This is a genomic window from Pseudoselenomonas ruminantium, assembly GCF_900142515.1.
GTDB classification, from domain to species: domain Bacteria; phylum Bacillota; class Negativicutes; order Selenomonadales; family Selenomonadaceae; genus Selenomonas_A; species Selenomonas_A ruminantium_D.
This window is the reverse complement of the sequence record NZ_FRBC01000004.1, coordinates 69880-96868: the sequence shown is the minus strand read 5'-3', so window position 1 is coordinate 96868 and position 26989 is coordinate 69880. Positions and strand designations below refer to the sequence as shown.

General features: G+C 51.7%; 21 protein-coding genes. 19 read left to right on the top strand and 2 right to left on the bottom strand.

The features are described 5' to 3' along the window. The first annotated feature begins 2 nt into the window (after positions 1-2). Genes BUB68_RS03255 through BUB68_RS03225 form a run of 7 tightly spaced genes read left to right on the top strand, consistent with a single transcriptional unit; the run spans position 3 to position 6454 of the window. On the top strand, positions 3-1229 hold the full coding sequence (locus tag BUB68_RS03255; RefSeq protein WP_256625700.1) for a D-alanyl-D-alanine carboxypeptidase family protein: 1227 nt from the start codon (positions 3-5) through the stop codon (positions 1227-1229). Then, entirely contained in the window at positions 1229-1957 is a 729-nt protein-coding gene (locus BUB68_RS03250) for a pseudouridine synthase (protein ID WP_073088375.1), read from the top strand. Before BUB68_RS03255 ends, BUB68_RS03250 begins: the two co-directional genes overlap by 1 nt. Then, positions 1954-3195, top strand: coding sequence for a BaiN/RdsA family NAD(P)/FAD-dependent oxidoreductase (locus BUB68_RS03245; protein WP_073088374.1), 1242 nt, complete (start codon positions 1954-1956; stop codon positions 3193-3195). The genes BUB68_RS03250 and BUB68_RS03245 overlap by 4 nt, the downstream gene beginning before the upstream one ends. A gap of 33 nt (positions 3196-3228) precedes the next feature. Continuing rightward, positions 3229-4530, top strand: coding sequence for a 3-phosphoshikimate 1-carboxyvinyltransferase (gene aroA, locus BUB68_RS03240; protein WP_073088373.1), 1302 nt, complete (start codon positions 3229-3231; stop codon positions 4528-4530). Next, entirely contained in the window at positions 4527-5183 is a 657-nt protein-coding gene (gene cmk / locus BUB68_RS03235; RefSeq protein ID WP_073088372.1) for a (d)CMP kinase, read from the top strand. Before aroA ends, cmk begins: the two co-directional genes overlap by 4 nt. A 10-nt stretch (positions 5184-5193) precedes the next feature. Further along, on the top strand, positions 5194-5793 hold the full coding sequence (locus BUB68_RS03230) for a lysophospholipid acyltransferase family protein (RefSeq protein ID WP_073088371.1): 600 nt from the start codon (positions 5194-5196) through the stop codon (positions 5791-5793). Positions 5794-5812: 19 nt separating this feature from the next. After that, positions 5813-6454 carry an MBL fold metallo-hydrolase gene (locus tag BUB68_RS03225; RefSeq protein ID WP_073088370.1) on the top strand — a complete coding sequence of 214 codons (642 nt, stop codon included), beginning with the start codon at positions 5813-5815 and terminating at the stop codon, positions 6452-6454. Positions 6455-6497: 43 nt separating this feature from the next. Here BUB68_RS03225 and BUB68_RS03220 read toward each other — a convergent pair whose 3' ends face one another. Next, positions 6498-7415 (bottom strand): YihY/virulence factor BrkB family protein, encoded by a 918-nt coding sequence (locus tag BUB68_RS03220; protein ID WP_073088369.1) that lies wholly within the window; start codon positions 7413-7415, stop codon positions 6498-6500. Between the two features lie 185 nt (positions 7416-7600). Further along, positions 7601-8989, bottom strand: coding sequence for a pyruvate carboxylase subunit B (locus tag BUB68_RS03215; RefSeq protein WP_073088368.1), 1389 nt, complete (start codon positions 8987-8989; stop codon positions 7601-7603). 444 nt (positions 8990-9433) lie between these two features. On the opposite strand from BUB68_RS03215, the gene serA reads away from it, so the two are divergent. The 12 genes from serA to pelF all read left to right on the top strand — a co-directional run bounded on the left by serA (position 9434) and on the right by pelF (position 26989). Then, positions 9434-11020 carry a phosphoglycerate dehydrogenase gene (gene serA, locus BUB68_RS03210; RefSeq protein WP_073088367.1) on the top strand — a complete coding sequence of 529 codons (1587 nt, stop codon included), beginning with the start codon at positions 9434-9436 and terminating at the stop codon, positions 11018-11020. 101 nt (positions 11021-11121) lie between these two features. Beyond that, positions 11122-11715 carry a helix-hairpin-helix domain-containing protein gene (locus BUB68_RS03205; RefSeq protein ID WP_073088438.1) on the top strand — a complete coding sequence of 198 codons (594 nt, stop codon included), beginning with the start codon at positions 11122-11124 and terminating at the stop codon, positions 11713-11715. 15 nt (positions 11716-11730) lie between these two features. After that, the gene (locus BUB68_RS03200) at positions 11731-14124 is read left to right on the top strand and encodes a DNA internalization-related competence protein ComEC/Rec2 (protein ID WP_073088366.1); all 2394 of its coding nucleotides are present in this window, start codon (positions 11731-11733) and stop codon (positions 14122-14124) included. A gap of 71 nt (positions 14125-14195) precedes the next feature. Next, positions 14196-14387, top strand: coding sequence for a hypothetical protein (locus tag BUB68_RS03195; protein WP_073088365.1), 192 nt, complete (start codon positions 14196-14198; stop codon positions 14385-14387). 35 nt (positions 14388-14422) lie between these two features. Further along, positions 14423-17011, top strand: coding sequence for a 3'-5' exonuclease (locus BUB68_RS03190; protein ID WP_073088364.1), 2589 nt, complete (start codon positions 14423-14425; stop codon positions 17009-17011). A gap of 132 nt (positions 17012-17143) precedes the next feature. Beyond that, positions 17144-18493, top strand: coding sequence for an NADP-specific glutamate dehydrogenase (gene gdhA, locus BUB68_RS03185; RefSeq protein ID WP_026761184.1), 1350 nt, complete (start codon positions 17144-17146; stop codon positions 18491-18493). 115 nt (positions 18494-18608) lie between these two features. Then, positions 18609-19574, top strand: a complete 966-nt coding sequence (locus BUB68_RS03180; protein WP_073088363.1) for a type I phosphomannose isomerase catalytic subunit — start codon at positions 18609-18611, stop codon at positions 19572-19574. A 101-nt stretch (positions 19575-19675) separates the two neighbouring features. Further along, positions 19676-20734 carry a DNA polymerase III subunit delta gene (holA, locus tag BUB68_RS03175; RefSeq protein ID WP_371914844.1) on the top strand — a complete coding sequence of 353 codons (1059 nt, stop codon included), beginning with the start codon at positions 19676-19678 and terminating at the stop codon, positions 20732-20734. Positions 20735-20750: 16 nt separating this feature from the next. Next, on the top strand, positions 20751-22853 hold the full coding sequence (locus BUB68_RS14985; protein WP_073088362.1) for an NAD-dependent epimerase/dehydratase family protein: 2103 nt from the start codon (positions 20751-20753) through the stop codon (positions 22851-22853). After that, positions 22853-23749, top strand: coding sequence for a hypothetical protein (locus BUB68_RS03165; protein ID WP_073088361.1), 897 nt, complete (start codon positions 22853-22855; stop codon positions 23747-23749). Before BUB68_RS14985 ends, BUB68_RS03165 begins: the two co-directional genes overlap by 1 nt. Then, positions 23742-25568 (top strand): DUF2194 domain-containing protein, encoded by a 1827-nt coding sequence (locus BUB68_RS03160; RefSeq protein ID WP_073088360.1) that lies wholly within the window; start codon positions 23742-23744, stop codon positions 25566-25568. The genes BUB68_RS03165 and BUB68_RS03160 overlap by 8 nt, the downstream gene beginning before the upstream one ends. Beyond that, on the top strand, positions 25565-26989 hold the full coding sequence (gene pelF / locus BUB68_RS03155) for a GT4 family glycosyltransferase PelF (RefSeq protein WP_073088359.1): 1425 nt from the start codon (positions 25565-25567) through the stop codon (positions 26987-26989). The genes BUB68_RS03160 and pelF overlap by 4 nt, the downstream gene beginning before the upstream one ends.

Genomic DNA, 26989 nt, shown 5'->3' with positions numbered 1-26989 from the left:
TTTTGAGACGAGCAATCGCCTATAAGAGCCTGGCGGCTTTATTAGTAGGAGCCGCCAGTTTTTCTTTGATGAATTTGCCGCAGGTTTCTCCGGCTTTTGCCGAAGTTCAGGATAAGGTCTATGTGCAGCCGGAGCGTCCGGAGATTCCGGGACTGGTGGTAAGTCCTGCTGACCCCCTGCAGAAACTGACGGCGCGTTCTGCCATTGTGATGGATGCAGTGACGGGACAGGTACTCTATGAGCGGGATATCGATGCCCGCCGTTACCCTGCCAGCACCACGAAGATGATGACGCTGATTGTGGCGTTGGAACGTGGCAAGATGGACGATATCGTTACCGTCAGCAAGAATGCCGAAGGCGTGGAAGGTTCCACCCTCTGGCTGGTGCAAGGGGACAAGATTCCTCTGAGCGAACTCCTGGCGGGCATGATGATGCACTCCGGCAATGATGCCACCGTAGCTGTAGCCGAGCATATTGCTGGTTCTGTGCCCGCCTTTGTGGAAATGATGAATGAGAAAGCTGCAGAGATTGGTGCCTATAATACGCATTTTGTCAATCCCAACGGCCTGCCGGACGATAATCATTACACCACGGCCTTTGATTTGGCGAAAATCGCTGCTTATGGTTATAGCATCCCGCATTTTGAGGAGATTGTCAGCAGGCAGGAGGCCACCTATGAATGGGTGAAGGACCCGGCTAAAAAGCTGCGCAATGAGAATCAGATGCTCTGGCTCTATCGGGGCGCCAATGGTGTCAAGACCGGCTATACGGAAGCGGCTGGCCGCTGCCTGGTATCTGCCGCCCGCCGCGATGGCATGCAGCTGGTGGCCGTGGTGCTGGACAGCTATTATATGTGGAATGATTCCATTGCCCTGCTGGACTATGGTTTCCGGAATATCCATCCCAAGGTGATGGTGAAAAAGGGTGAAGTCGTGACCAAGGTAAAGGTAGCTGATGGCCGCCAGGATGAAGTGGAACTCATCGCCGATGAATCGCTGGTCGCTGCGGAAAAGATCGGGGAGACCGGCAAGGTAGAGAAGAAGCTGGAAGTTCCTGAGGAAGTCGTTGCCCCCATCAAGAAGGGGGATGTAGTGGGCAAGGTGGTCTGCTACTATAACGGCAAACGTCAGGGGGCCATCAATCTGCTGGCGGCGCAGGATGTGGCATATTATTCCTTCTGGGACAATGTGCTGAACTGGCTGCGTGATTTCTGGAAAGGACTGTTCTGATGGCAGAACGCTTGCAAAAAATCATTGCTCAGGCTGGCATTGCTTCCCGGCGGGCGGCAGAAGGGCTGATACTAGCCGGCCGGGTTACTGTTGACGGTCAGGTTGTTACGGAACTGGGCGGCAAATACGAGAGCAGCCAGCGCATCTGTGTGGATGGCAGGCCTTTGGATATTGCAGAAGAAAAAGTGTATTTCCTGCTCAATAAGCCCAAAGGCTATCTGTCCACTGCCAAGGATGAGCGCGGGCGGCGTACGGTGTTGGACTTGCTGCCCGAAGTTAAAGAACGGGTTTACCCCTTGGGGCGGTTGGACAACAATACCGAAGGGTTACTCCTGATTTCCAATGATGGCAATCTGATGAATGGGCTGCTGCATCCCCGCTATAAGGTCAACAAGACCTATGTCGCCAGAGTAACGCCCATTCCCACGGAAAAAGCCTTGGATAAATTGCGTCAGGGCATTAAGCTCGAAGACGGCCTCACGGCTCCGGCGGTGGTAAAACTGCTGGATACGGCTGAAGATGAAGCCAAGGTGGAAATCACTATCCACGAAGGCCGCAACCGGCAGGTGCGCCGGATGTTTGCGGCTATCGGCTGCGATGTGCGGGCGCTGAAGCGCATTCGGTTTGCCCAGCTGAATTTGGCGGGAGTCAAGCGCGGCCATTATCGGCCGTTGACAGAGGCCGAGGTAGCAGAACTCTATCGTATAGCAGGAATAGGACAATCATGAAAAAGATCATTGTAATCGGTGCCGGGCCCGCAGGCATGATGGCAGCTATCAAGGCGGCGGAGAACGGGGCCGATGTTACCATATTGGAAAAGATGAAGCGTCCCGGCAAGAAGATGCTGATTACGGGCAAGGGACGCTGCAATATCACCAACGCTGCCACGGTGCCGGAAATCATCAAGAATATCCACGGCAATGGCAAGTTTCTCAACAGCTCCATGCGGGCTTATGACAATGAGGATGTCATCTACTTCTTCGAGTCTGCCGGTGTGCCTACCAAGGTGGAACGGGGCCAGCGGGTGTTCCCGGTCAGCGATAAGGCGCAGGATGTGGTGGATGCTATGGTGCATAAACTGCACAAACTGGGGGTCAAAATCGAAACCGATAGCCCTGTCAGTGAAATCCTTGCGCAAGACGGGGAAGTGAAGGCAGTCAAGCTCGCCAGCGGTGCCAGCGTCAAGGCTGATGCCGTGATCCTTTGTACCGGCGGGGCTTCCTATCCCGGCACCGGCTCCACGGGGGATGGCTATAAGATGGCTCAGAAACTGGGACATACTTTGGTGGATATCCGCCCGTCGTTGGTGCCGTTGGAAACGGAGGAGGACTGGGTAAAATCCGTGCAGGGGCTTTCCTTGCGCAATGTCAAAGCAACGCTATTGGTGGATGGTGAGAAAAAGACGGATATGTTCGGGGAGATGATGTTCACGCATTTCGGCGTTACAGGCCCCATTATCCTGTCCTTGAGCCGGGCCGCCACTGAGGCCTTGGCGAATGATGCCTTTGTGGAATTGGAGCTGAACCTGAAGCCAGCTTTGGCGGAAGATGTGCTGGATGCCCGTCTACAGCGGGATTTTGCCAAGTATCAGCGCAAGCAGCTGGGCAATGCTATGGTGGATCTGTTGCCCCATAAGCTCATTGAGCCGGTGTTGGATGCGGCCTTTCTGGAGATGGATAAGCCCGTCCATCAGATCACGGTGGAAGAGCGCCATCGCTTAGGGCAGACGCTGCAGCATTTGCCATTGACGATAACGAAAGCAAGACCGATAGCCGAAGCCATTGTGACAGCCGGGGGGATTTCCGTCAAGGAAATCAATCCTAAGACCATGGAGTCAAAGCTGATCAAGGGCTTGTATTTTGCCGGGGAAGTAGTGGATGTGGATGCTTATACCGGTGGCTATAATCTGCAGGCAGCGTTCTCGATGGGCGCCGCCGCAGGCAACTGGAGTGTGTGGAACGATTAATCATATATACCTATAAACAAAGGGGTTGGCAGAATGGAAAAAATCCAGATTGAAAAAGCCCGTCAGGGCCTGCAAGGCGAAATCGTAATACCCGGTGACAAGTCAATTTCCCACCGCAGTGTGATGTTCTCTGCGCTGGGAGATACGCCGGTGCGCATTAAGAACTTCCTGCATGCTCAGGACTGCATGTCCACGGCAGCCTGCATGGAAGCGCTGGGCGCAAAAGTTGAATTCATCAGCGATACGGAGCTGATTGTCACGGGTAACGGCCTGCATGGCCTCAAGGAACCGGCAACCATTCTGGATGCGGGCAACTCCGGCACCACCCTGCGCCTCTTGATGGGGATATTGGCCGCCCAGCCATTCCTGAGCACCTTCACTGGGGATGCCTCCCTGCACAAGCGCCCCATGGGCCGGGTAATCAAGCCCTTGTCTAAGATGGGTGCGCAGATTTATGGCCGGGAAAACAATGCCAAACTGCCTATCACCGTAGTACCTGCGAAAGAACAACTTCATGGCATGCACTATGACAGCCCTGTGGCCAGTGCACAGGTAAAATCCGCTATTCTGCTGGCCGGCATGTTTGCGGAAGGGGAGACTACCGTCAATGAACCCTTTGTTTCCCGCGACCATACGGAGCAGATGCTTTCCGCTTTTGGCGTGCAGCTCAAGCGGGAAGGCACCGCCGTAACCATCCAGCCTGTGGAAAAATTCACGGCACCGGCAGAAATCGAAGTGCCCGGCGATATCAGCTCTGCCGCTTACTGGCTGGTGGCTGGCAGCATCGTGCCCGGCAGCAAGCTGCTCTTGAAGAATGTGGGCATCAATCCCACTCGCACGGGCATCCTTGATGTGCTCAAGGATATGGGGGCGAAGATTACCCTGCAAAACGAACGCGTCAGCGGCGGGGAAGCCGCAGCGGATTTGCTGGTGGAATACAGCGAACTGCAGGGCACGACCTTCGGCGCGGAAATCATGCCGCGGTTGATTGATGAAATCCCTGTTATCGCTGTGGCCGCGCTCTGTGCCAAGGGCGATACCGTTATCACGGGCGCCGGGGAACTGCGCGTGAAGGAGACCGACCGCATCATGGCCATTGCCAAAGAATTCAACAAGCTGGCTCCTGGCGCTGTGGAAGAACGGGAAGATGGTCTTGTTATCCACGGCGGTGCGGACATCCAGCATGCCACGGCCTTTTCCTATGACGACCACCGCATTGCCATGTCTCTGGCCATCCTGGGAGCAGTGGGCGAAGGCGTGGCCATTGAAAACCCTGAGTGCGTGAATATCTCTTATCCCGAATTTTATCAAACCTTGGAGGAAATCAGAAAATGAAGAACTTAGTAGTAGCAATCGACGGCCCTGCTGGAGCAGGCAAGAGCACGGTGGCACAGCTGGCCGCCAAGAAGCTGGGCTATACCTATATCGACACCGGTGCCATGTACCGCGCTGTGGCCTGGAAAACCCTCCAGCAGGGCAAGAAAGTCACCGATGAACTGATTCTCGCAGTGGTCAAGGATATCGACGTGAACCTCCAGTACCAGGACGGCAAGACCACGGTGACGGTGGATGGTACCGATGTGACCGGGCAAATCCGTACCCCGGAAGTCAGCGCCATCGTTTCTCAGGTGGCCGCTCTTGGCCCTGTCCGGGAAAAGATGGTAGACCTCCAGCGCAAGATGGGCGAGCGTGGCAGCGTGCTCATGGATGGCCGCGATATTGCCACTAACGTCCTGCCCAACGCTGATGTGAAGATTTTCCTGACTGCTTCCATTGAAGAACGTGCCCGCCGCCGCCACAAGGAGCTGACGGAAAAAGGCTATGAAATCGACATGGAAAAGATGAAGGCCGATATCGCCGCTCGGGACAAGGCCGACAGCGAACGGGAAATCAGCCCGCTGGTGCAGGCCGAAGACGCCACCCTGCTGGACACCACAGGGCTTTCCATTGACGAGGTAGTAGAGCGCATTCTCGCCATGTGCAAATAAGAGGTGCGTTATGTTATATAGTCTGTTACAGTTGATTTTCAGCATTTTCTTCAAACTGTTTTTCCGGGCCGAAATCTACGGTCGGGAGAACATGCCCAAGGATGGCGCCGTGATTCTGGCTGCCAACCATATGAGCAACTGGGACCCGCCCTTTGTGGCCACCTTCCTGCACCGTCCCGTCAGCTACATGGCCAAGATCGAGCTCTTCAAGAACCCCATCTTCGGCCGGGCCATCACTGCCTGCCATGCTTTCCCCGTAAAGCGCGGCGCTGCGGATAGGGGCGCTATCAAGGCTGCCATGCAGGTCCTCAAAGAGGGCAGATGCTTGGGTCTGTTCCCGGAAGGTACCCGTAGCCGCACCGGCAGGATGGGCAAGGCTGAAGCTGGCGTGGGACTGATTGCCGCCATGAGCAAAGCTCCTATCGTGCCGGCCGCTATTATCGGCACTGACAAGATCTTTGCCAATGGGGGACACTTTCCCAAGCTGAAGGTCATCTATGGTGAGCCGATGAGATTCGAGGGAGACCATAAGGATAAAGAGGCACTGGCAGCCTTTTCTCAGAGCATCATGGATAAGATTGCCGCTATGAAATCTGAATATCAGGATTAACGAATATGAGGTGAGAGACATGATTTTGCAGGTTACGGTCACAGAATATCTTCCCACCAATGTTTACTTCTACATTGATGAGGAAAGCAAGCATGGATTTATTATCGATCCGGGCGCTGAGGCTGATAAGCTGAAAAAAGTTGCCGCAGAACGAGGTTTTGTCATTGAAAAGATCCTGCTGACTCACGGCCATTTCGATCATATCGCCGCGGTCAATGAGCTCCAGGAAGCCTGGGGCGCCGAGGTCTGCATGCAGGAGGAGGGCAGGATCTATGCAACCAATCCTGCCTGGAATCTGTCCAATCAGTTGGGCAAGGATATTGTTTTGCATGATGTGACTTATCTGCCGCATAATGCTGTCATCACCTTGAAAGATAATCCTGACCATAAGCTGCGGCTCATTCATTGCCCGGGGCATACATCCGATGGATGTGCTTTCTACAGTGAGAAAGATGGGATTGCTTTTGTAGGAGATTGCGTTTTTCGGGAAAGCTACGGTCGCACCGATTTGCCTGGTGGAGATGAGGAAACCTTGTTGAGCCATATCGTCGATCGCCTGCTGACCTTGCCTCAGGAAACGGTCCTGTTGAGCGCACATTCAGAAGAAACAACTGTGGAGCATGAACGGAAAATGCCCTGGTATGTCGGGCGTTTGAAATAAAAAATGACATCTGATACGTCAAAACTCATTGACTGGTCAGATGTCATTTTTTTGCTTGTATGTCTGCTACCTTATGCCGCAGTTCGATTTCATTCAAGGCCATCAGGAACTCAATGCCATATATGATGAAGCTGGCAATGAATTTAAACCACACAAACAGGGCAAAGAGTCCAAAAAGGGAACCATAGGCAATGCCCATGCTGGGAATGAGCGTCATGCACCAACTGTAAATGCCGGTGGCAGCCAGCCATAGACAAGTAACCAAAAGAGATGTGATAAAGGCTTGCCGGAAGGGCGGGGTATAGGAATGAGGAGCAAAGATATAGAAGCAGGTAAGCCAAACCACCAGAACCACAAATGGCAGAAAAACTCGCAGGAAATTCCATAGCCAGAGGAAAAAGGCGGGGAAGTGGCTGCGTTCATCTAAATAATAGACCAGGGAATTGCCAAAGACTGGTAACCCCAGAGAAAGAAAAATCACTACCATGAGGCCGAAGGTAAAGAGGATTCCCTTGGTGTATACCAAGATGCTGTGATGATTGTCCAGGGTCATGGCTTCGGTCTGGGCATAATCCAGACTATCTGTAGCACGGGTCAGGATTACCAGTCCCTGAACAAAGCTGTATAAGGAAAAAAGCCCTGTCACCCACATCCACAGAGAACTGCGGCTGGCCATAATGCGGGTAATATCACTCATCAGTGGCCCTGCCATGCGCTCGGGCAGGTAATGAGAGGCCATGCCATAAATGGCATCCACCTGGGCTGCCATGACAAAGAGCATCAGATTGACCGTAAACACCAGAAAAGGCAAAAAGCCCAAGAGAAAATAATAGGTCGTCCCTGCAGCCATGTCGAACCAGCTGGCAATACGGTGGTAATCCGTAAACCGTTGGTAGAAGAAGAAAACGGTCTCCCAAAGAGGAGTGAGCCGTTTCAACAAGCTTTGAACCAGTCTATCCATAATATCTCACCCTGCTTATGTTCCATATGCTACTATTAATATTCGTCTTCCATGAGACATATTCCTATGTCATCAATCCTCTTGTTGATACGATTTTTCCTTAATCTGTCAGAAAAATAAAGAGGCTGACCAGTCGGTGTTCTGGTCAGCCTCTTTTTGTGACATGGCAGTATTTAACTTATTTTTTAGGAACGTTTGTAAGCCGTTACTTTCTGATAATGCTTCTGGAAGAATTCCTCAGCAACCTGTGGGAACAGAGCGTAGGAGAGGACATCTTCTTCAGACGGATTCAGGAAACCTTTTTCCTTGAGTTCTGCTTCGAATTCAGCAAAGGTCGTAGCCTTAGCATCTTCCACGGAGCAATCTTCGATGATGTCTTCTGGAGCAATGCCCAGCGTCTTGGTGAGGAAGTCTCTGTCGACAGGTACAGGCGTACGGCCGAATTTGCCGCGGGCCAGGTCTTTGAATTCCGTCGGTACCATCTTGTAGCGTTCGCCGCTCATGACATTGAAGGTAGCCATGGTGCCCACAATCTGGGAAGACGGGGTAACAAGTGGCGGATAGCCGAGGTCTTTACGAACCCGCGGCATTTCATCCAGCAGATCCTGATATTTGTCTTCCATGCCAGCTTCCTTGAGCTGGTTGGCCAGATTGGAGAGCATGCCGCCCGGAATCTGGAAGTCCAATACGTTCGGATTGATATCGAAATAACCTTTGAGGTTGAATTCGTTGATGACACGTTTCTTGACTTCGAGGAAGTGTTTGGAAATCGGCGTGAGCTTCTGCACATCGATACCCGTATCATATTCCGTGCCTTCCAAAGCGCGGACCATGGTCTCGGTGCAGGGCTGGGAAGTGTCAGAGGAGAATGGAGCCAGAGCTGTATCAATGATATCTACGCCAGCTTCGATGGCCTTGAGGTAAGTGGCATGGCCAAAACCGGAGGTGCAGTGCGTGTGCAGTTCAACAGGAATGTCCAGAGCAGCTTTGAGCTTCTTGACCAGGTCTTCCGCAACATATGGTTTCAAGAGGCCGGACATATCTTTGATGCAGACGGAATGGCAGCCCATATCCTGCAATTCTTTTGCCAGTTCCACGAATTTTTCATTGGTATGAACCGGGCTGATGGTGTAGACAAGGCAGCCCTGTACTTCCGGCTTTTCCGGGCAGGCAAGTGCTGCTTCGATAGCAACTTTCAGATTGCGGACATCATTGAGGGCATCGAAGATACGGAATACGCCAATGCCGTGAGCGGAAGCGTGCTGTACGAATTTTTCCACAACGTCGTTGGAGTAGTGGTTATAGCCAAGAAGATTCTGACCACGCAGGAGCATCTGGATTGGTGTCTTGAGATTAGCCTTCAGTGTGTCCAGACGTTCCCAAGGATCTTCACCCAGGAAACGCAGGCAGGTATCAAAAGTAGCGCCGCCCCAAGCTTCCAAGGCTTTGTAACCCACTGCATCGAGGGCTTTCAGCTGCGGAAGCATATCCTCGATGCGCATGCGAGTCGCACACAGGGATTGGTGACCATCACGCAGGACAGTCTCCATGATTTTTACGGGTTTCTTTGCCATAACTAACACTCTCCTCTGAGTTATTTACGCATAAATATTAGTTATGCGTCTTTATCCGTGACGAGCTGAAAAAACGTAGTATGAAATCGTTAAGAATCTGCGTGGATACTATGTTTTTAAAGCATCACAAAATTTAACATCACAAGCATAGTATAGGTGCTAATTATGGCTTTGTCAATGAATAACGTGATTTTTTTCCCATACTATAACTAATTGGAATAATATATGTAGATTATCGTAAAATATGGACAATTTAGTGATAAATGGCTAAAAATAGGTATGATGAGTTATAAGTTGTTGTTTTACTGTTTATATTTTACGTGAAAAATTTACAAAAGATGCTAAAAAAAATAAATTGTGTTTTTCTGTAAAATACACTTGATACTATAAAGTGGATACATTATAATGGAAAAGTGGTAATTTTGATTTTAAGGAGCGATTGATATGAAGGTTTTGGCTGCTGATGGTATTTCGCCTAAGGGCATTGAGCTCTTACAGAAGGAATTTGAAGTTGATGTGCGGGACAAGATTTCCGCCGAAGAGCTTCTGGAGATTATTCCCCAGTATGATGCTTTGATGGTGCGTTCAGCTTCCAAGGTGACCGCTGAGGTCATCAATCGGGCAGAGAATCTGAAGATTATCGGCCGTGCTGGCGTAGGCGTGGATAATATTGATATCCCGGCTGCCACGGCTAAAGGTATTATCGTCATCAACTCCCCGGGCGGCAACACCATCGCTGCCACGGAGCACACCATGGCCATGATGCTGGCTATGTCCCGCAATATTCCTGTTGCCAATGAAACCATGCAGAAAGGCGAGTGGAATCGCAAGAAGTATGTGGGCGTGGAACTGCGGAACAAGACGCTGGGCGTTATCGGCATGGGCCGTATCGGTTCTGGTGTGGCAAAGCGTGCCATGGCCTTCGATATGAATGTCATCGCCTATGATCCCTATATCAACGAAGACCGCGCCAAGGATCTGGGCGTGACCGTTGGCACGCTGGAAGATGTCATCACCCAGTCGGACTTCATCACGGTGCATATGCCGCTGACTCCTGACACCAAGGGCATGATTGGCATGGAACAGATGAAGAAGATGAAAAAGGGCGTGCGTCTCGTGAACTGCGCCCGTGGCGGCATCATCGTCGAAGAGGATTTGGCCGAAGCAGTCAAGCAGGGTATCGTGGCCGGTGCTGCTATCGACGTATTCACGAGTGAACCGGTGGGCGCTGACCATCCGCTGGTGGGCGTGCCGGGTATCGTGCTGACGCCGCATCTGGGCGCTTCCACGGTGGAAGCACAGGTCGGTGTATCCCTCGATGTATCCGAAGGCATCCTGGCTGCCCTCAAGGGTGAACCAGTGGCTACGGCCGTCAACATGGCGCCGGTTTCTCCGCAGGTCATGAAGGTCATCGCACCTTACCTCACGCTGGCTGAGCGTCTGGGCGGCACGGTGGCATCTTTGGCTGAGGCTCCGGTCAAGAAGGTGGAAGTCATCTATAATGGCGAGATCACGGAGGTCAACACCGGCATGCTGACTACGGCGGTAATCAAAGGCCTTCTGAATCCGGTGATGGAAAATGATGTCAACTACGTCAACGCTCCTGGATTGGCGAAAGAGCGCGGCATCAAGGTTACGGAAGTCAAGAAGAAGGAAGCAGAAGACTTCGCTAACCTGATTACGGTCAAGGCTGATATTGGCGGCGGCAAGACGCTGACGGTACAGGGCACGCTCTTCGGCAGTGAAGCCCGCATCGTGCGCATCAACAAGTTCCGTGTGGACGTTGACCCGCAGGCCCGCATCCTCGTTTGCCCGCATATGAACAAACCAGGCGTTATCGGTACGATTGGTACCTTCCTGGGCGTCCATGGCATCAATATTTCCGGCATGCAGGTGGGCAAGACGGAAGTGGAAGGCAAGAGCCTGATGGTACTGACCATCGACCATGATATTCCCGCAACGGTGCTCAAGGATGTCAAGGGCATTGATGGCATTCTCGATGCCAAGCTGGTTAATTTCTACGCAGTCTGATGTAGATAAAATATAGAAAAACTCCTGTTTCGGCAGGAGTTTTTTTCTTGCCCGCGAAGTAGCAATGTGTAATCATGATGGATAAGGATGGTGAATGTACAATGCCGATGTACAAGAAAGCGATGTTTATCTTGCTGATTATCGTGGCTGCGGCGGTGGGCGGCACTTATTATGGGCTGCATGATGAGGAGAAGTCTGCTGTTTTGGAATCCGCGGGTACGAATGAGGGCAATCTTCCTGCCAGGGAGATTACCGTTTATGTGACGGGGGCGGTCAACAAGCCGGGACTCGTGAAGGTGCCGGAGGGGGCGCGGGCGGCTGATGCGGTCAATGCCTGCGGGGGACTGCTGCCCACGGCGGACAGTGAAAAAGTCAATATGGCGCAGGCCTTGAAGGATGGCCAGCAGCTCAAAGTACCGGAGAAAAGCGTTATGGCCAATAAAAATGATGTGTCAAAATCTGACCGGTCAAATGTGGACAAGTCAAAAGCAGGTGGCAGCGGGGACCTTATAAATATCAACACGGCAGATGAAAAGGCACTGGACACCTTGCCGGGAGTGGGGCCGGCCATGGCCAAGCGGATTATCGAATACCGGGAAACAGAAGGAGCTTTCCAGTCCATTGAGGATATCAAGAAGATTCGGGGCATCGGGGAGGCAAAGTTTGCCAAGCTGAAGGATAAGATCTGTATTTGAGAAAGTGTGAAAGTTATGCAGATTGGCCAGGGGCAGGACGTTTTTTGGGGAATCCTGCTGTGTGTACTTTGTGCGGGGATTGGCACAGCAAGTATGTTTTCCATGTCGTGGGGCATCCTATTGGCATCTGTCATCGTGTTCGGGATATTATCGGCCTATGGCTGTTATCGTGCATATAGATGGACAGGTGTAACCGTGGCAATGGTGTTCTTTCTTTTGGGAATGTTGCGTTTTATCGCCGTGGATTCCCTGCCGGAGAACGATATTTCCCATTTTGCCCGGGAAACGGTCAGGGTGGAGGGGATACTGAGGGAAGAACCACGGTTGGGCGAAGATGGTCAGGGTGGGCAGAAACAGCGCTATCTTATTGATGTGACGCGAATCAAAAAGCAGGGATGTGACTGGCAAAAGGGCAGTGGCGGCCTGTATATCTATGCGCATAGCCAAGAAGCTCCGGCCGTGCAGATTGGTGATAAGATCTGCGCAACAGGGAAGGTGCGTTCCCCTTATGGCTATCAGAATCCCGGCCAGATTGATACCAAACTGTTGCTGAAAAGTCAGGGAATCACTGCCTCGTTATCGGCAGGGAAACAGGGGATAAAGGTTACCGGCATGGATACGGCAAGTTTCCGGCGCCAACTGGTGGAGATTCGTCGTCATTATCGGGAGCGCATGGAACGGGTCATGCCCAAAGCTGATGCCGCGGCAATCTTTGCGATGTTGTTTGGCGGTTATGATGGCATCAAAAGTGAGTTGGTCGAGGCTTTTACAGCCGTGGGGATCGTCCATATCCTATCGGTGTCAGGTTCCCATATCAGCTTGTTGGCGGCGGTGATGGCGGCGCTTGGGACTTTGCTGCGCCTGCCCAAGGGCGTTACGGCGGTATTGGTGGTGTCGATTATTGTTGTCTACAGCCTGTTGGCCGGAGCGGTGCCGCCGGTAATCCGTTCCGCAATCATGGGGGCACTGGCCTTTGTGGCGTTGGCTTTGGACAGGGAACGGGATGCCCGGCGGATATTGTTGCTGACCGGTTTGGTGATGCTGATGATCTCGCCGTTATTGCTCTTCCATATCAGCTTTCAGTTATCTTTTTTGGCTACGGCTGGGCTTTTATATCTGGCGCCGGTCTGGCAAAAGTATATGCGGGAACACGGATGCAATCAATATATGGCGGCGGGCTTAGCCATTACGTTGGCGGCACAGCTGGCAACGCTTCCCATATTGGCCTGGTATTTCAATCAGCTGTCCATATCTTCCCTGCTGGCCAATCTGGTTGTGGTGCCCTTGGTTGAATTGATGATTGTGATAGGATTGTTTGCTGGCGTGATTGCTTTTATCCTGCCCTTCGTGGGCGGCGTGATTTTTGCCTGCGACAGCCTGCTTTTGGGCATTGTTACCGAACTGACGGCCAAAATCGCCGCCTTGCCCTTCAGTCAGGTGTGGATCCCCTCTTTGAATTTTGGCTGGAGCGCTTTGTATTATGCCTTGTTGGGGCTGTTTTTGTTGAACGCAGAGCAAAGAGCGCGTGTTGCTGTTTGGTTAAAGCAAAGCAAGCAGCCGCTGGGGATTGGCGTATTGGTGTTGTTGGTCTTTTTGGTCAGCATGCGATTGGCAAAGCCCGGAGAATTGCAGGTGCACTTTATCGATGTGGGGCAGGGGGATGCGGCGCTGATCATTACGCCCCATGGGCATGCCTTTATGTTCGACTGTGGCGGCACGCGGGATGGTGCTTTTGACCTGGGAGCAAAGGTAGATGTGCCGTATCTGCTGCATTATGGCGTGTTGAAGCTTGATGACGTATTCCTAAGCCATGCACATGAAGATCATGCCGCAGGCTGTGGTTCCATCCTGAAAAAAATTCCGGTGGCACAAGTGATAACGGCGGACGAAGGTGTGACGGCATATGCCCGCAGCATGAAATTGGGAGACAATGATCCATTGCTGCATAAATTCCATGTGGGGCGACAGGGAGAACATTTGGTGGTGGACGGTGTGACGATTGAGGTGTTGTTTGCTCCGCCACTGCAAGACGGGGATAATAAGACCGGCAATGAAGCTTCCAATGTCTACCGTGTGTCCTATGGCAAGGCCAGCTTCCTGTTTACGGGGGATCTGACCAGAGAAAAGGAGGCGCAGCTTTTGTCAGAAGGGATAGATCCTGCCAGCACGGTGTTGAAAATCGGCCATCATGGCAGTGATACCTCAAGTTCGCCGGAATTCTTGCAAGCGGTAAAACCAGCGTATGGCGTATTCTGCGTGGGGGCGGATAACAGCTTCGGCCATCCCAAGCCTGAGGTGGTCAGGCGGTTTGCCCAGCAGGGGATTAAAACCTATCGGACGGATGAAGATGGGGCGGTAGTATTCTATACGGATGGGGAAGGACTGCGTGTAGAAAAATATGTTGATTAGCAGGATTTTGGGGGAAAAGGTGGAAATATTATAAACAGTTAGTAAAAAATATGCGGAAGGGATGATTTATTATGACAGCAGAAGAATTCAGAACACAGGCGGAAGCAATCGGCATTACGCGGGCGGCAATCGACCAGACCATCGGGCTCCATGAGAAATTCCTGCGCATGGGCATGACTCCGGCCAGCTATGAGGAGATACTGGCGGCAAAGCAGAAGAAATCCTGTGTGGAAGTGTTTGAAGCTTCGTTGGCTGCACATTGAATCATTATTATCGGGACTAAGGTGACACAGGAATTATGGATTTGCAGGAATTGAACAAAGAACAACGAGCAGCAGTAGAGGAATTAGAACAGAACATTCTCCTGTTGGCACCGGCAGGCACGGGGAAAACCAATACCCTGGCCTGCCGTATTGCACATATTATCGAAGCAAACAGGGCCCTGCCCGAGGAAATCCTCTGTCTGACCTTCACCAATAAGGCCTGCCGGGAAATGCGGGAGCGGGTGGAGTCCCGGGCCGGGGGGGATGGCCGGCGTGTGATGGTCAAGACCTTCCATGGCTTCTGTTATGAGGTCATCAAGGCCGAAGCCAAGCGGCATGCGGATCTCTTTACGGATTTTACCATCTTTGACGAGTCAGACTGTCAGGGCTTGCTCAAGGAAATCGTAGCTGAAGAATGGCCATTGCGGGCGGTGCAGAATCTGGTGAACCAGCTCAAGGAGAAAAAGGCAGAGTACGCCATTGCAAGCGGCAATCTGCAGCAGGATTATGAAGATACCTTGAGAAAGCTGGTCAAAGAGGATGAGCAAAGTGTAAAGAATCAAGCCATTGATGATTCGTATCACTTCCATCAGCGGCTTTATGAGGGCTGGCAGATTTGGGGGGCGGAGAAGACCGCCCTTTATGATGAGCGGCTGCATGAGCTGCATGGGCTGGACTTCACGGATCTTTTGGTGCAGGTGGATGAACTCTTCCGGCAGGATGAAGTGGCGGCCAAGTGGGCACGGCGCTTTGTCTATATCAATATCGACGAGGTGCAGGATACGAGCCTGCTGGAGTATCGGATTATCTCGCAGATTTTTGGCACGAGCCATCTGCTTTTGTGCGGGGATTATTTCCAGACAATCTATGAGTGGCGGGGTTCCCATCCGGAAATTGTGCTGCGCAAATTCCAGCAGGACTATCAGCCCCGCCGTATTGTATTGCACGAAAATTACCGGGCTACGCAGGTGTTGCTGAATGCCTCTTTTGACTGGCTGCGGAATTATTTCCCGGAACGGGTGAACCTCCTGTATCCCGACGGCTTGCAGGCGGTGAGCAGCGATTACGGATTGCCCATCGTACTCAAGGGCGCGGCCGATTTCAGCGAGGAAGCGCAGTGGATTTACTATACCATCCAGCAATTGCCCGTGGAGAATTATTCCCGGGTCTGCATCCTGACGCGCAGCAACCGTTATAACAAGGATTTGTCGGCGCATTTCCGTGCGTTGGGGCGGTTCCTGCCCGATAACGAACGACTGCCCTTTATGCTGATTGATGAGCAGAAGTTTTTCCGGCGGCAGGAGGTCAAGGATGCGCTGGCGGTTTTGAAGCTGGCAGTCAATAAGCATGATGTAGCAAGCCTCGTGCGGGTGCTGAACCGTTTTGCCAAGGGGATTGGCCCGGCGACCATCAAGAAACTGTCCAGTGATGAAATCCGCAGTGCGGGTATCCGGCTGACGGATTTTGTGGAGACTGAAGCGCGGCAGGCTGGCGATCCCTATGCGGGGCTTTTGCAGGCAATCGAGGCAGAGAATGTGATTGTCTTTGATGTGGAGTCCACGGGCGTGGATACGACACGGGATGAAATCGTGCAGATTGCAGGCATCCGTCTGGCAAAGGATGGCTCCGTAAAGGAAAAATTTGTACGCTTGCTGAAGCCGTTGACCAAAGTGGGCGATTCCTTTCAGGTGCATGGCTTTTCGGATGCCCAATTGGCGTCAGAAGGGGAGGAGCCGCAGAAAGTCCTGCAGGATTTCTGCGACTTTGCCAAAGGTGCGGTGCTCGTAGGGCATAATGTCACCTATGACCTGCGGATCCTGGGCAGTGAACTATCGCGGCTCGATATGCCGCAGCTGGATTATCCGCAGTTCTATGACACGCTTGATATCTTCCGGCGCTTCTATCCGAACCTGCCCAACCACAGGTTGGAATTCCTGGGGAAATACTGTCAGGTCAGTCATCCTTCGTCTCATGATGCCTTTGATGATATCATGGCCACAGCCGAAATCCTGCTTTATGCCGTGGAGCGGGATTTGCAGCCGCATGTGGCAGAACGCCGGGAAATCATGGCAAAGTACCAGGATTTGTTTACCGAGTGGGCGGAAAAGATGGCGGAAGTCCGTCGTCAGGCTGAGCGCCTGCGTCCCTGGCAGCTGTTGGGGCAGATCGTGCTGGATTTCGGCATGAAGGATTATTACGAGGCCCATAAGGAACCGCAACGGGTGGAGCATCTGCGTGATTTGTTCCGGCAGGCCCGCGACCTCGATGATGAGGCCATCCGCCCGCTGGATGCCATCGAACGCTTCCTGCGTTACACGACGCTGTCCAATACGGAGCTGGATACCTTGACGAAAAAGCCGCAGATTCCCATCATCACCATCCATCAGGCCAAGGGTTCAGAGTTTGACTATGTGTTCCTGGCAGGCTTGCAGGAGGGGACTTTCCCAAGCATGCAGGCGGAGAAAAGCAAACGGCTTGAGGAGGAAGCACGGCTTTTCTATGTGGGGCTGACGCGGGCGAAGAAACAGTTGTTCCTGTCATGGTCGCAGTCACTTTACGGGCACTGGCGGCATATCAGCAGATTCTTACAGGTTCTGCCACGGAAGTATGTGCAGAATGCATAGTTAACAAATATTTTATGATTTATGGGCGTTTTCTCTTTTATGATAAAATTATGTACATTCAGGCAAGAATGTAGTATAATGGTTTACGGTAGACAGAATTGTATAAGTTTTATAGACAAAGGAGCGATTACTTTGGCAGACATGAAACAGTATGTACAAGATACGTTAGACCTGATTGCAAAACGCGATCCGGACCAGCCGCAGTTCAAGAATACGGTATCCAAGGTCTTGGAGAGCGTTATTCCCGTGCTGGAAGCACATCCTGAATTCAAGGAACAGAAGATTCTGGAGCGCATCATCGAACCGGAACGCGTGATTACCTTCCGTGTTCCCTGGCAGGATGATAAAGGTGAAGTGCATGTGAATCGCGGTTTCCGCGTTCAGATGAGCAGTGCCATTGGCCCCTACAAAGGCGGCTTGCGCTTCCATCCCAGCGTAAACCTCGACATCCTGAAGTTCCTGGCCTTTGAGCAGGTGTTCAAGAATGCCCTGTCCGGCCTGCCTATCGGCGGTGCCAAGGGCGGTTCCGACTTTGATCCGCATGGGAAATCCGACAATGAGGTCATGCATTTCTGCCAGAGTTTCATGACCGAGCTCTATCGCCATATCGGCCCGGATGTGGACGTCCCGGCCGGTGATATCGGTGTAGGTGGCCGGGAAGTTGGTTATCTATACGGCCAGTATAAGCGCATCCGTGACAGCTATGATGCTGGTGTCCTGACGGGCAAGCGTGTAGACTATTGGGGCAGTCTTGCCCGCACCGAGGCTACGGGCTATGGCCTCCTGTACTTCGTCAAGAATATGCTGGATGCCAAGGATATCAGCCTCAAGGACAAGACCGTGGTCGTTTCCGGCTCCGGCAACGTGGCCACCTATGCCATCGAAAAGGCACAGGCCTTCGGCGCGAAAGTCGTGACCTGCTCCGACTCCAATGGCTATGTCTATGATCCGAATGGCATCGACCTGGATGCTGTCAAGGAAATCAAGCAGGTGCGCCGCGGTCGCATCAAGGAATATGTGGAAACGCATCCGCAGGCTGAATATCATGAAGGCTGCAAGGGTGTCTGGACGGTCAAATGCGATGTGGCTCTGCCCTGTGCAACCCAGGGCGAGATTGACCTCGAAAGCGCCAAGGCTCTCGTGGCTAACGGCGTAATAGCTGTGGGCGAAGGTGCCAATATGCCTTCCACGCTCGATGCTATCGCTTATTTCCAGCAGAACAAGGTGCTCTTTGCCCCGGGCAAGGCAGCCAATGCCGGCGGCGTGTCTGTTTCTGCTCTGGAAATGGCCCAGAACTCCGAGCGTCTGCAGTGGACGTTTGAAGAAGTGGACGGCAAACTGCAGGACATCATGGCCAACATCTACAAGAATGCCAAGGCCAATGCCGAAAAATATGCCGATCCCGATGACCTCGTAGCCGGTGCCAATATCACCGCCTTCGTCAAGGTGGCCAATGTCATGCTGGCACATGGTCTGGTCTAAGGAAACTTGATATTTGACGATTGACCGGTCAAGCTGACCGGTCAATTTTTGTTGGCAAAATTTTGCTGGTTGCGTTATAATTTTTTAAGACAAAGTGAGTAATGGAGTGATAATCATGTTGAAGCCAATGTTATTGAAGGCACCGTTGAAGGATTATCTCTGGGGCGGCAATCGTCTGCGGGATGAATATGGCAAGGAATCGGATTTGGACAAGGTGGCGGAGAGCTGGGAGCTTTCCTGTCATGAAGATGGTCTTAGCATCGTAGACAGTGGCGAGAACAAGGGGAAGACGCTGGCTTCTTTGTTGGCAGGGGCTGGCAAGGAAATGCTGGGGACGAAGGCAGCGGATCTCGATTATTTCCCATTGTTGATCAAGCTGATTGATGCGAAGAAGGACTTGTCTGTGCAGGTACATCCTGACAATGAATACGCTTGGCGTGTAGAAGGCGAGCAAGGCAAGACGGAGATGTGGTATGTCGTGGATGCTGAACCCGGTGCCAGCCTCATTTATGGATTCAAAGAGGAAATCAGTAAGGACGAGTTCCAGCGGCGTATCGAGGATAGCACCTTGCTGGAAGTCTGCAATAAAGTGCCAGTGCATAAGGGTGATGTATTCTTCATTGAATCCGGTACTTTGCATGCTATCGGTGCTGGTATTCTGATCTGTGAAGTGCAGCAGAGTTCCAACCTGACTTATCGCGTCTATGATTATGGCCGGCTTGGGGCAGATGGCAAACCGCGGCAGCTGCATATTGACAAGGCATTGGATGTAACCCGTCTGGAAGTGCCACCTAAAACGTCTCGGACGCTGATGGATATTGATATCTTCCCGCATATGGATGTGAAACTGTTGGCTGATTGTGAGTATTTCAAGGTTTATCATGGTGCCCTGCAGGGCGACAGTGCCATGCATGTCGGTACGGATTCCTTTCACTGCCTGACGGTGCTGGAGGGCGCGTTGAAACTCAGTGGCGGCGGAGAAGATCTGACACTGGCCAAAGGTTCGACGGCGTTTGTTCCCGCAGGGCTAGGGACCTATCAGCTGCAGGGACAGGCAGAATTCATATTGAGCAAGTTATGATTTTTTTTAGGACTGTCCTCGCAGTCCTATTTTTAATGTTTCTTTAATGAAAAAATTTTTTGTCTACGTTATAATACTAAGATAATCTTAATGTTGAGGGAATGAAAGTGAAATTTGGCGAATTTATGGCCGGTTTGCAAAAGGGCGAGCTGAAGCATGTCTATCTTTTGGCCGGTGAAGAACATTACTATATTGATAAGGCATTGGAGCGCATCCTGACAAAATTGTTTTCTTCGCCGCAGGAACAGGCCAGTGGTTTGCAGAAGATGACGGGCAGTGTCAATCTGGATGATTTGGCGGGGCTTATCGAAACGGCCCCTTTTTTTGTCAGCAAAAATGTATTGCTGTTGCAGGATACGAATCTTTTCAAGGAGAAAAAAGGAGAAGAGGAAAAAGAATCAGCCAGGGTGGGAAAGAATAAAGCGCTGGAGCGGTTCCTGGCTTTGCTGGACAATATGCCGGATTACAGTTATGTCATCTTCGTACAGAATGGCAAGGCTGATAAGCGGCGCAAGATATACAAGGCCATTGAGAAAGCCGGGGCGGTGCTGGAGGCGGATGCCATCCGGGCATGGAACATCAATGACTGGCTGCAGGGCAAGCTGCAATCCCTGAATAAGGATATGGACAGTGAGGCCATGGCTTATTTCAGCGGTGTGATCAGCACCATGCAGACGATATCCCTGGAATTCCTGGACCGGGAGTTTGATAAGCTGGCGCTGTTTTCGCAGGAGCGGCGCATAAGCAGGGCATTGCTGGAGCAGGTCTTTGCCGGCCTGCCGGAGGTGTCCGTATTTGCATTGCTCGATGCCATCAGCGAGCGCAAGGCAAAAAAATCCTTGCAGCTATTGCGGCGGCAGTTGAGTGATGGCACTTATTTTACGATAATACTCAGCCTGTTGACGCGTCATGTGCGGCAGTTGTGGCAGGCGCAGGCATTGCAGAAACAGGGGATAAGAGGGAAGGCTCTGGCGAAGCCCTTGGAACTGAACCCCTTTATCGCAGAGAAATTGGGCCGGGCGGCCATGCAGTTTCCCGAGGCAGTACTGAAACGCAGCATGTTGGAACTAATAGACGCAGATTATTTTTTGAAAACAGGACAAGCCGGGGAGGAAGTATTAGAACATGTAGTGATTGACTTATGCCGTGGAGTGGCATAAGCAAAGGAGAAGATTTATGGCTGGGGAGCAGGTTAGTCAGCTGAAGCGCAAGGTGATGCTGGCGGGAGCAAAGCCTTTTTGGGAAGAACAGCTGAAGCGGTTGTTTGTCAAGGAGAGTTGGGAATTTTTTACAGCGGCAGCAGATGTTGAACCAATACGGGAAATGCTGCGTATTTATAATATACCTGTAATTATCTATGTGTGGCCTGCAGAGCGTCAGGCCACGGAACGATTGGATGCCTTGCAGCGTTTGGCTGATATCCTGGCATTGGGTTATGAATATGGAATCGAGTCGGTCTATTTTGTTTCTACAGCAGCTGCAGTCAAAAGCGAAGATGCTGCGCGGGCAGCGGATGGCATGGGCATGGTGGCGGAAGAAGCAGTGCTGGCCTGGTCAAAATGGGCGCTGATTCCGGTAACCATTATCCGCCTGCCGGAAGTCTATGGCCCGGATAGCGGCCCTGGAGATGGACTGGTAGCCCGGACACTCTATGCCAGCTTGAAAAATATAGCTTTGCCTCGTATGGATGATGAGACCAGTCCACGGGATTTTTTGTATTCTGCTGATGCTGTGTATGGCATCTATCGCGCTGTAGCACGGCAGTGTCAGGGAAAAATACTTAATCTGGGGACGGGAAAAGGTTTGGCGGCAGGAGACTTTGCCAGCTGGATGAAGAATGTCACGGAATTGCCGTCTATCGATGAAGGAACAGCCCGTTTCCAATCTTTTCCTTATGTGCAGCCGGTGCTGGAAACCAGGACTGCTCAGCAGGAGCTGGGCTGGCGGCTGAAATATGGCCGGCTGGAGGGACTGAAGCAGACCTGGGATTACATTCAGGCCAAAGTAGAAGCTGACAATCTGGCAGCCCACAGCCAGGCGAAGCGGGTAAAATGGCGTCAGTGGCGGGACAGGCTGATTCCTTACGTGGAAAATGCCTTAGGGGCAGCACTGATGACGGGCATTGCGTACCTGCAGCATGGTACGACAATCAACCCGCAGACTCAGTTGGATGTGAATTTTGTTTATATTGGCACGATGGGGCTGTTGTATGGCAAGCGACACTCTTTTATCGCCATGGCAGCTTCCACCCTTATTTTTGTCGGGGCTGCCTTGGCACGGGGCGGGGAGTTGGTTTCCCTTATCTATGTACCGGAAAATATCCTGCATGTCACGGCTTATCTCTTTACGGCGGCTTTGACTGGTTACTTTGCGGATGCACGGCGTTTCGAGCGGGAAGCCGTGGCATGGCAGAAGCAGCAGGCTGATGAGCGGCAAGCTTTTATGCGTGGTCTTTATGAAGACAATCTGGCGGTCAAGGATAAGCTTTATCGCCAGATTGTCAACTCCGATGACAGTATCGGACGTCTTTATCGAATCATCAAGCGGCTGGACAGCGTTGAGCCGGAAAACATTTTTAATCAGGCGGCGGCTGTCACGGCAGAAATCCTCAATGTGGAGCATATCGCCATCTATGTGGTGGGAACCGATGGTCACTATTTGCGGCAGAAAATACGCATGGGTGATTTGGCTTCACGACAGCCCCGATCTCTGCGGGTGGCTGATTACGCTTATCTGCAGGATCTATTGCAGGAGCAGACGATTTTTGTCAATCGGGAACTGGTCAAGGATACGCCGGATCTAGCGGCGCCGATTGTGCATCAGGGAACGGTCATTGCGGTGCTGGCTATTTATGGCATGAGCTTTGAGCAGTGGAGCCTCTATGAGCAGAATCTGCTATCCATAACCACCCGCCTGATTTCGGCGTCTATGGCAAGAGCCTACCGCTATGAGCAGGAAGTGCAGGAGAAGCGTTTTGTGGCAGGTACCCGCATATTGCAGGCCGATGAGTTCCGGAAAATCATCAGAGAACTTCAAGAACGGCGCAAGCTGCAGGGGGATTTGCCCGTGGCTGTTCTGAAGGTGGATATGGCAGGCATGGACTATGAAAAGCTGGATGCTCGTCTGGGGCGTATGATTCGCAACGAGGATTTCGTGGGCGTGGGCAATGATGGCGTCTATATCCTGCTGCCGGAAGCAGATGGGAATGTAACGGCTATGGTGCAGGCACGTCTGGCAAATGCTGATGTAAGGACGCATGTATGTGAGGCGGTGGGGTGATGGATTTTTATACCTTGGCATTCCTGCATGTGGCATTGACTGCGTTGTATGTTCTGGGAAATCTCTGGCGTAAGCCTCGCCTCCATGCGGCAACGGAAATCATGATCGTCTTGGGCATTCCTTTTTTCGGCATCATCTTGATGCTCAGTTATCGTTTGTGTTGTTATGTGTTCAAATTGGGAGAAGGACGCCAGCCGGAATTTGAGCGGGAAAAGACGGCCTTTTTCCGGGGGGTACAACTGAATGAGGATATCATTCCTTTGAATGATGCGTTTCTGGTCGAGGATGTGCAGAAAAAGCGCCATTATTTTACCGACGCCATCAAGCAGGCGGTGGTGGATAATGAAAAAATCCTGCAGATGGCCATGCATGACCGTGATCGGGAAGTGGCTTATTATGCGGTAGCGTTGCTGACTGCCCGGATGGAAAAGCTGGAGAATGAGCTCTTTTCCCGGGAGAGCAGTGTTATCAGCGGCGAGAATCCGGAAAATGTGCCCCAGCTGGAGGAGTATGCCCAGTTATTGAAAAACTATCTGGAACAGAAGAAATTCATCGATCATGTGACTTACCACAAGAAGCAGGGGGATTATATCGGCTTGCTGGATTATCTGAAACAGATGTGTCCGGAAAAAATCGAATATTATACGGAGGAAATCCGGCAGCTTCTGGAGACGGAGAATTATGTCACAGCGGAATTGGTATGTGCGGAGCTGCAAGAACATTTTCCCCAGCGGGAGGAAAGCTATATGATGTATATCCGGCTCTATCAAAGCTGGCGTAAGCCCAAGCAGCTGCAGGCCAAGATCCGGGAACTCAAGGCAAGTCCGCTGGAACTTTCGCAGGAGGCCCTGCAGGCCATCCGCTTCTGGGATAAGGAGGCGGTGAAGCATGGATAAGCGGGGAATTGTGGGCATTGTTGCCTTGGTGATATTGCTGGGCTGTTTCTTTCAGTTCAGCCGCATGGATGGCTTTTTGAAGTTGGATTATTTCAAAAACTTAAATTTCATGCCACAGCAGCTTTTTAACGGACAAGCTGTTCAAGGAGACCGCGAGCGATATTTGATTCTCTATGATCCCCGGAGTGTTACCAGCGTATTTGCGGAACATCGTCTGGCCTGGCTGCTGGCTCAGCAGAAGAAAGAGTCAGTTTCCTGCTCCATCTATGAAGAGACAGAAGTGGCGCAGGATTATCGCGGCGTGCTGATAGCGGCCAGCCGCTGGGATAAGGTCAAAGCGCTGCCGCAGGTAGCCGCATATGTGCGGCAAGGCGGTACTGCCGCTTTCATGCTGCACCCTGAACGGGAAGGTGATGAGCCTTTGCCGGCACTTAGTCAGGAAATGGCGGGAATCCGGCATTTAGGGCAGAACAAGAATGTTTTGGGACTCCGGTGGAATACGGATTTCCTATTTGGCAGCAAAGGTTTTTCTTTTGGTGAAAATACTTATTATCATACGGATACGGTGGCAGTGCAGCTGCAGGAGCAGGCGAAGGTGCAGCTGGTGGCATTGGATGAAAGTCCGCTGCTCTGGGAAAACACCTATGGACAGGGTAAGTGCCTGGTCTATAATGGCGATGTCCGGGATGATAAGACGAATATTGGCTTGTTGACTGCCATGCTGGCTCATTGTGGGGAAGAGGGCATCTATCCGGTGGTGGGGGCAAAACTATTCTTTATTGATGATTTTCCTGCGCCAGTGCCGGAAGGGAACTTCGAGAAAATCTATGAGGAACTGCATGTGTCCACAGCGGAATTCTTCCGCCATATCTGGTGGCCCTTTATGCGGGAGTGTGCGGCGAACTATGATTTGAAGTATACAGGACTGATTATTGAGTCCTATGGGAATCAGGTTAAAGGCCCGTTTGTGCCGACAAAGGGACGGCAGGCGAGGGATAATCTTATCGTCTATGGCCGGGAACTTTTGGATATGGGCGGTGAATTAGGGCTGCACGGCTATAATCATCAATCGCTGGCACCGGCAGGCTATAATCAGGATGAGCTGGATTATGTCCCTTGGGAAAGCAAGGAGGATATGGTGGAATCCCTGCAGGAACTGCGGCGCTATATCAAAAGTGCCTATCCCGATTACGAATTCCAATCCTATGTACCGCCCTCGGATATATTGAGTCCGGAAGGTCATGCGGCAGTAAAGGAGGCTTTTCCGGAATTGAAGGTCTATTCATCTCTGTTTGATGGACTGTATTCTGAGCGTGCTTATTATCAGGACTTTACGCGCAACGAGGACGGTACTTATGAGATTCCGCGTATCAGTTCCGGTTATGCGCCCTCCCGGGAAAACATGTGGGAAAATATCAGTGTCATCAATTACATTGGCGTGTTTTCCCATTTCGTCCATCCGGACGAGCTTTTCTATGAGGAAAGCAAGGATTTGACCTGGGCCATGATGACAGAGCGGTTCCAAAGCTTTTTGAACGAAATAAACAACCGGTTTGGCTGGTTGAGGCCTGTTACCGATTCGGAGTGTGCCGCCTATTTTGCAGACTATCTGGATATGGATTACCGTGTGAAACGGGAGCCGGACAGGATGGTCCTGTCCTGTTGGAATTATCGTTACCCGCTGCGTTTTATCCTGCGGACCCCAAAGGATATTGCGGGGATAACAGGCGGACGTTATCAAAAAATCGGTGATGATGCTTATCTGATTGAAACGGAAGACAGTACCACTGTGATAAAATGGAAGGAGCCGGAAAATTGAGAATCTGTTTGCTGACGGAAGGTTCCTACCCTTATGTGGTAGGCGGCGTTTCCTCCTGGTGCCAGATGCTGATTCAGGGCTTGCCGCAGCACGAATTCTATATCTATGCTGTCGGTGCGGAAAGCAAGGACAGAGGCGCATTCAAATACAAGTTCCCGCCGAATCTCAAGGGGATTCAGGAAGAATTCCTGGATGAGATATTGGGGCAATATTCCCGCGGTATGCAGGAAAACATCCTGACGGGCAAAGAAAGGGAGGCTATCTATGATTTGGTCATGGGGGGCAGGCCTTTGGATATCCGTAAGCTGTCCTCAATATTCCGGAATCGCCGTCGTTTCAAGAGCCCGCTGGATATCTTTATGTCCAGTGATTTCTTCGATGTGATCCAGCAGGTCTATATGGAAAAATACAGTTACCTGCCGTTCACGGATTTTTTTTGGACGATGCGTTCCATGCTTCTGCCCCTGCTTTACCTCTTGCAGCAGGATTTGCCGGAAGCCGATGTCTATCATAGTGTGGCCACGGGGTACTGTGGCGTTATCGGTGCCATGGCGGCGGAGGTCTATCATAAGCCCTTTATCATTACGGAACACGGCATTTACTCCCGGGAACGGGAAGTGGAAATCATCAAGAGTGACTGGGCCAAGGGGGATTTCAAATCCGTCTGGATCAATTATTTTTATAATCTGGCCAAGCTGGCCTATAAGACGGCAGACCGTGTATACACCCTGTTCGAGCACAATGCGGAAATCGAGCAGGATTTGGGCTGTGACCCGCAAAAAATCGGCATTGTGCCCAATGGGGTGCATATGGAACGGTTTGCCAGCATTGGGGAGCTGCAGGAACATGATGGCCCGTTGACCATCGGTGCGGTGGTGCGTGTAGTGCCCATCAAGGACATTGTGACACTTCTGCGGGCATTTTTCCTGGTGAAAGCAGAAATCCCCGATGCCCGTCTGGTCATCATGGGGGGCTATGAGGAGGACCGGGAATATTATGCACTTTGTCAGCAGACAGTATCCATGCTGGGCATTGCTGATGTGGAATTCACCGGCTCCGTGAATGTAGCGGAATATTTGCCGAAAATGGATCTGATGATGCTGTCGAGTATCAGTGAGGGGCAGCCGCTGGCGGTGCTGGAAGGCTTTGCGGCACACCGTCCGTTCGTGACAACCGATGTGGGGTGCTGCCGGGAGCTGATATATGGCGATAGCACGGATGATTTAGGTGCCGCCGGTGCGATTGTTGCGCCCATGGACTTTGAAGCCATGGCGAAAGAGATGATCCGGCTGGGCAAGGATTTTGAACTGCGGCGCAAAATGGGCAATATCGGTTATGAACGCACGAAACGCGGTTATACTTATGAACATTTCATCGCCCGTTACCGGGATATATATGAAATCTATATGCAGGAGGCATAG